Annotated in this window: 4 protein-coding genes; all 4 read left to right on the top strand. The window is 71.4% G+C overall.

Translation table 11 applies throughout. From position 1 onward, the window contains the following. The first annotated feature begins 560 nt into the window (after positions 1 to 560). The gene (locus D7Y13_RS38325) at positions 561 to 1,445 is read left to right on the top strand and encodes a hypothetical protein (RefSeq protein ID WP_233596007.1); all 885 of its coding nucleotides are present in this window, start codon (positions 561 to 563) and stop codon (positions 1,443 to 1,445) included. A gap of 308 nt (positions 1,446 to 1,753) precedes the next feature. Further along, entirely contained in the window at positions 1,754 to 2,731 is a 978-nt protein-coding gene (locus tag D7Y13_RS38320) for a sensor histidine kinase (protein WP_120534633.1), read from the top strand. A gap of 50 nt (positions 2,732 to 2,781) precedes the next feature. Further along, positions 2,782 to 3,612 (top strand): sterol desaturase family protein, encoded by an 831-nt coding sequence (locus tag D7Y13_RS38315; RefSeq protein ID WP_120586009.1) that lies wholly within the window; start codon positions 2,782 to 2,784, stop codon positions 3,610 to 3,612. 127 nt (positions 3,613 to 3,739) lie between these two features. Next, positions 3,740 to 5,025, top strand: a 1,286-nt coding sequence (locus tag D7Y13_RS38310) for an FAD/NAD(P)-binding protein (RefSeq protein WP_120630975.1), incomplete at its 3' end; no start/stop codon positions are given.

Below are 5,025 nucleotides of genomic sequence, written 5' to 3'. Positions count from 1 at the left end.
CCCTGCGTGAGCTGCACGCGGAAGCCCAGGCCCTGGCGGATGTCGCCCACGCCCACGTCCACCTCTGCCTCCACCATGGCGAGGCGGAAACCCGGGGCGAGGACGGGGAGGCCGAGGTGGTAGGGGGACCTGTCACCCATGTGGCTACCTGGAACGTCCGCGATCCGGACGGCTTCGCCGTGACCCCTCCGGCTTCGCGATTCCTCGAGGGCCCACCCTCGCAGTGAGTTGTCCTCCCCTCACCCCACCCCGATCGTCCTTGTGGTGACAGGCCCTCCAGAGGCCTACTGAAGGTCGCGTCAGGATTCAACTCACACGGTATTTTTCTGAAGACGCGGTATTTCTTTCCCCCCACAAATGCGTCACGATTCCCCTGTCTGACAGTTTCAGCGACTTTCTGGATGAAAGCCTGGACTGCCTGACATCCTGGAAGTCGTTCATCCGACTTCCCTTGAGCGGGAGCCCCCTACATGCGCCTCACCCCTGCTTTTCAGCCTGGAAGTGGATGCAGCGAGTGGTGGAACCGGAGTGCCTCACGCCAACCCCTGAAGGCGTTGTTGCTGACGGGTGCGTTGTTGGCCGTGGTGGGTTGCGGAGGGACGGCACCGGAAGCCACCCTGGATGAGGCGTGGGTGTTGGCGTCGGCGGATCAGGCGCAGGCGGTGGACAACGGCCTGTCGACGAATGGCCTGTCCACCAACGGCCTGTCGACGAACGGCCTGTCCACCAACGGCCTGTCCACCAACGGCCTGTCGACGAACGGCTTCAACGACTGGTTCAACGCGAACGCGGGCACGTCCCCGGCGCTGATGGCGTACATCGTGAAGTGCGCGGTGCCCGCCGGCCAGACGCGCGCGTACCAGAACGCGTCCACCGGGGAGAAGTACACGTGGCAGGGCAGCCTGGGGCTCGCGCCGGGCTGGGCGTCCGGCAAGCCCGCGACGGTGGCGGAGCAGCAGGTGGTGAGCGCGTGCCTCGCGGCGCACGCGAACAAGTACGGCCTGCACATCTCGCTGTCGGTGCTGGGCCGCACCGCCGAGGGCACGGCGCTGGCGTACTCCTCCGAGGAGCTGTCCACGTTCAACGCGAAGGAGGCGTGCTTCTTCGGCAACCTCTTCACGACGGAAGGCCTGTTCGCGGCGCGCGATCGCGAGTTCAGCTCCGCGGAGAGCACCACGCGCGCCTGCGGCCTGTCGCTGAAGGCGGACAGCTGCGCCCCCATCACCAACGTGGGCGCCTGCTCCCAGTTCTGCACCAAGGCCGACCCGAGCCAGCCCTACTACACGCAGTGCACGTACAACGGGAAGACGTACCCGACCCTCACCACGCGCGTGCAGCCCCAGGAGCTCTTCCGCTGCGGCGACGGCACCTGCCAGTTCACCGAGCACTGTGGCACCGGCCTCACCGCGGACAGCTGCAAGGCCGACTGCGGCACCTGCTCCTAGTCTCACCCGGTTTCACCAAGGCACCGGGCACGTCAGGCCTCCCCCAGGGCCCGTGCCCGTGCATCCGGGCGTGCGGCGCTTCCCACCGCGCGCCCGACCCCAAGCCCCCACTCCCGATTCCCGACTCCCGCCAGGGGGTGGCGACGGTGCACGAATCCGCGCCTGTCGAATCCCCGGCGTCACGTACCCCCGCGCACCTTGCCCGGCACCGGACGGCGGTGTTGGATGCCCTTCGCGCAGGCCGGTCCGCCGCAGGGGACCACCGCCACGAGGAGCGGTAACGGCCGCGGGTGTTGGAGTGGGCCGCGATGACGGTACGAGCGAAGGTCGGACGGTTGGCGGCGATGACGCGGCGGCGGAGCACCCTGCGACAGGCCTTCCACGGGCTCGGCACCGGCGTGCGTCCCGGACCGGGCGCGCCCCGCGCGGACAATCACCTGCTGGAAGAGACGGTGCGCGAGCGGACCGCGGCGCTGGAGGCCGCCAACGCGAAGCTGTCCAGCAGCCTGGAGCAGCTCCACGCCACGCAGGCCCAGCTGCTCTTCGCCGACCGGCTCATCGCCCTGGGGCGCATCGCGGCGGGTGTAGGTCATGAAATCAACAATCCGCTGGCCTTCATCCTGAGCAACCTGGAGTACATCCACCAGGAGCTGCAGCAGAAGGAGCGCCTGTCGGAGCAGGACCGGCAGGAGATCCTGGAGGCGCTGGCGGAGACGCGCGACGGCGCGGAGCGGATCCGCCTCATCGTGAGGGACCTGCAGACGCTGTCGCGCGCGGAGGACGTGGGCAGCGGCCCCGCGGAGCTGGCGGCGGTGGTGCGCACGGCGGCGAAGATGGCCATGCACGAGTTGCGGCACCGCGCGCGCCTGGTGGTGGAGTGCGACGGCGTGCCCCCGGTGCAGGGCAACGGCTCCCGGCTGGGCCAGGTGTTCTTGAACCTGCTGCTCAACGCGGCGCAGTCCATCCCCCCGGGCAACGCGGAGGCCAACGAGGTGCGCGTGGTGGCCCGCCCCGATGCGCCCGGCCACGTGCTGGTGGAGGTGCGCGACACCGGCTGCGGCATCGCGCCCGAACACCGCGAGCGCATCTTCGACCCCTTCTTCACCACCAAGCCGCTGGGCGTGGGCACGGGCCTGGGGCTCGCGGTGTGCCATGGCATCGTCACCTCGCTGGGCGGGACGCTGACGATGGAGAGCTCGCCCGGCCAGGGCAGCATCTTCCGCGTGTGCCTGCCGGTGGCGGGGGCCTTCGTACAGACGCCCCGTTCTCAGGCAGACTGGACCTGACGGGCGTCCCCTTCCGGGCGTCCCGGTGCGTGGCGCGTGCGAGGTCCGGGATGCCGCTGAACCCCTCCCTGCTGGTGTTGGCCCTCACCGTCCTGATCATCTCCGGGCTGGTGAAGCTGCTGACCGTCGTCCTCGGCTGGCTTGCCTGGCGCACGCGCGCCGCGGAGCGCCTGCGGGTGTACCGGCGCGAACTGGCGGACGGGCAGCTGCGCAGCGAGGCGTGGGCGGCGCTGGGCGTGGTGCTGGCCGACGCGGCCATCATCGCCGGCTTCCTCTATTGGACCGGCCCGCGGCACGCGCCGTTCAGCCTGCCCGCCGCGCTCTGGACCTACGCGTGGATGTTCGTGGGCTACGAGGTGTGGTTCTACGCGACGCACCGGCTGATGCACCTGCCCCGCTTCTACCGCTTCCACGCGCAGCACCACGTGGCCAAGGTGACGGAGCCGCTCACCGCGCTGTCGTTCTCCGTGCTGGAGCGGGGCGTCCTGATGGGCGGAGGGCTGTGCCTGCACTACGCCGCGCTCCACCTGATGCCGGGCACGCAGGCCGGAATCATCGCCTACATGCTCACCAACTACGCCCTCAACGCGGTGGGCCATGGCAACACGGAGTGGCTGCCCAAGCGCTTCGTGACGTCCTGGGTGGGCCGCATCTTCTTCACGCCCACGTTCCACGCGCTGCATCACGCCCGCTACCAGGGCCACTACGGCCTCTACACGGTGCTGTTGGACCGGTGGTTCGGCACCACCTTCGAGGACTATCCACAGGTGCACGCCCGCGCCCGGGACGGCGAGGGCCTCACGCGCATGGGAGAGCGGCTGCCCATGGCCCCATCGCCCGCCGCCCCTGCCGCCGTGCCCGGGGCGCCGCAGACGCTGTGAGGTCCGCGCGGCCCCGACGTCCCACGGTGGGCCCCGGACTTCATCCGGCGGCGGCTGACGGACATTGGGCCCGGGACGGGCGTTCGGGAGGGGTGTCATCCGGGGGGCCCGGCCCTACAATCGTGCGGTGAACTTCCGGCAGGACGTGATCATCATCGGCGCGGGTGCCAGCGGAACGCTGCTGGCGGCCTGTCTCTTGCGCGGCGCCCGTTCGCCGCTGCGCGTGACCCTGGTGGAGAAGGGGGAGCGCATCGGGCGGGGGGTCGCGTACTCCACCACCAGCTCCCGCCACCTGCTCAACGTGCCGGCCGGCCGGATGAGCGCCTGGGTGGAGGATCCCGAGCACTTCCTGCGCTGGCTGCGCGTGGCGGCGCCGGACACGCCGCCTTCCGCGTTCGCCGAGCGCCGTCGCTATGGCCAGTACCTGGAAGCGGTGCTGACGGAGGCCGCGCAGCGGGCCGCGTCCGGGGTCCTCCTGGAGACGGTGCACGACGAGGTGACGGCGGCGGTGGACACGGGCGACGGCGTGACGCTGTCGCTCGCGAGCGGCGGAACCCTGGAGGCGCGGGGCGCGGTGCTGGCCCTGGGCAACGCGCTGCCCGCGGACCTGCGCGTTCCGGACGGAGGGCTGTACGCGAGCGCCCGCTACCACCGCTCGCCTTGGGCACCCGGAGCGCTGGAAGGCATCGGGCCCGAGGAGTCGGTGCTGCTCATCGGCGCGGGCCTCACCATGGTGGACACGGTGCTGTCGCTGGAGGAGCGCGGCCACCGGGGCCGCGTGCATGCGCTGTCCCGGCATGGCCTGCTGCCCCATGTGCACCGCGTTTCGGGAGCGAAGGCGCCCGCCGCCGCGGAGCCCCTGCGCATCCGGGAGCTGCTGCGCTCGGTGCGCCGGGAGATGGACCGCTGTCGCGACGCGGAGACGGCCCATCACGCTACGGCGCCCCGGGACGAAGGCGCGGCGCCGTTCAGCACGCTGCGGATCCGCGACGTGCTGCGCGCGATGCGCCAGGAGGTCGACGCGCAGGTGGCCGCGGGCGCGGACTGGCGCGCGGCGGTGGACGCGCTGCGGCCGGTGACGACGCCCCTGTGGCAGCGGCTGACGGACGCGGAGCGCCAGCGCTTCCTGCGCCACCTGCGCACGCAATGGGAGGTGCACCGCCACCGCATGGCCCCGGAGATCCACGCAGCGCTGGAGACCTGGAGGCGCGAAGGGCGGCTGGTGCTGCACGCGGGCCGCGTGCTCGGCTTCGACCTGGAGCCGGACGCCGTGACGGTCCGCCTGCGCCCCCGGGGACAGCGCGAGCCCCAGGTGCTGCGCGTGGGCCACGTCATCAACTGCACCGGCCCCGAGTCGAGCCTCTCCTCGCGCAGCCAGCCGCTGCTGCGGGGACTCCTGGAAGCGGGGCAGGC

It is taken from the genome of Corallococcus praedator (assembly GCF_003612125.1).
Taxonomy (GTDB): Bacteria; Myxococcota; Myxococcia; order Myxococcales; family Myxococcaceae; genus Corallococcus; species Corallococcus praedator.
The sequence above is the reverse complement of the archived record's forward strand: the minus strand, read 5'-3'. Positions and strand labels throughout refer to the sequence as shown.

Coding starts and splice junctions, on each gene's coding strand:
- D7Y13_RS38320 (WP_120534633.1), top strand. CDS start 1,754: ATGACGGTACGAGCGAAGGTCGGACGGTTGGCGGCGATGACGCGGCGG.
- D7Y13_RS38315 (WP_120586009.1), top strand. CDS start 2,782: ATGCCGCTGAACCCCTCCCTGCTGGTGTTGGCCCTCACCGTCCTGATC.